Source organism: Priestia sp. P5_B4, assembly GCF_056400385.1.
The window spans coordinates 1-1,012 of sequence record NZ_JBFULJ010001142.1 but is presented as its reverse complement, the minus strand read 5'-3'; the positions used below and the strand labels follow the sequence as shown (position 1 = coordinate 1,012).

Here is a 1,012-nt window from a genome sequence, read left to right as displayed (position 1 = left end):
AGGTTACTACGTAGGAGATCGAATTCATATTTCGTATATTATCATGGGCGCTGTAGCTTTTTTTGTCATTTATTTACTTATAAAAAGAACAAGAAATCGAAAACGTCTTGAGAGGAGGGATGGTCAATGAGGAAGGTTTTATTCTTACCGCTTTTTCAGATGCCATCTGGTCATCACCAAGTAGCAGACGCCGTTATGGATGCCATTATGGAGCGTTTTTCGCACGTTATTTGTCAAAAAATTGATTGTTTAAGCTATTGGAGCAAACCGCTTGAACAAATGATTTCATCGATATACATGAAATGGATTTCTGTTTTCCCAAAGCAGTTTGAAAAATTTTATTACGGTCATGTATACAAAAAAAACGACCATACGATGGACGATTTTGTTGTGAAAAAATGGCCGATTATCGAATACCATATGAAGAAATTAATTGATGCAGAGCAGCCGGATGTCATTGTTTGTACACACAGCTTTCCTTCCTGTGTATTAAGCGGGTTAAAAGAAAAAGGAATCATTGATCTTCCTATTATAAACGTATACACAGACTTCTTAGTAAGCGACGTATGGGGTAAAAATGGAATTGAGCTTCACTGCGTGCCTGATCAGGATACAAAAGCGTTTTTACAAAACGTTCACGGTGTAAAAGAGTCTTCTATTTATGTAACGGGAATTCCTGTTCATAAAGCGTTTTTAAAAAGAAGGATTGACCATCTTATGCCACAGAAACATATACTGATTGCCGGAGGGAATTCCGGCCTTGGAAATGTACGCAAAATGCTTCAGCAGCTTCCGCAAAACTGTACGTATATGTATTATGTGCTGTGCGGAAAAAACAAAAAGTTGTATCAAGAACTAATAAAATTAAACCACCCGAGAATTAAAGCGGTCTCGTATGTAAAATCGAGAGAGAAAATGAATGATTTATATGAGGGAGCAGATGCCATTGTCACAAAAGCGGGGGGAGTGACAATTAGCGAAGCCCTTCACAAAAGACTACCTATTTTTATTC

Annotated in this window: 1 protein-coding gene; it reads left to right on the top strand. The window is 37.5% G+C overall.

Features of this window, described 5'->3' with window-relative positions; translation table 11 throughout:
- Window positions 1-126: 126 nt before the first annotated feature.
- On the top strand, window positions 127-1,012 hold an 886-nt coding region (locus tag AC1DRF_RS29470; RefSeq protein ID WP_477742503.1), incomplete at its 3' end, for an MGDG synthase family glycosyltransferase.